The 203-nt window shown below is 49.8% G+C and carries 1 pseudogene; it reads right to left on the reverse strand.

The features are described 5' to 3' along the window. A pseudogene (locus tag GVV58_RS15390) lies at positions 1–203 on the reverse strand (IS66 family transposase); the annotation flags it as partial.

The raw sequence follows: 203 nt of genomic DNA on the forward strand, positions 1-203 counted from the left end.
ATACGACGTAACTGGCAGCCACAACTGCATTGGGTTGATGCAGGTTCATGCTCAATACGGATGGTGTGTAGATGATCTGGCAGCAGTCGACGTTTAGGTTTGTTGACTGTGGCTTTCTGTGTCGCTGCATCAGTTTTATCTGCATTCAGCCGTTCCAGTTCCAGATCAACGGCTGCGATATCCTCTTCGACTGCTTCGTCCCA

The sequence above is a fragment of the Acinetobacter sp. 18QD2AZ41W genome (assembly GCF_009829025.1).
GTDB lineage: Bacteria > Pseudomonadota > Gammaproteobacteria > Pseudomonadales > Moraxellaceae > Acinetobacter > Acinetobacter pseudolwoffii.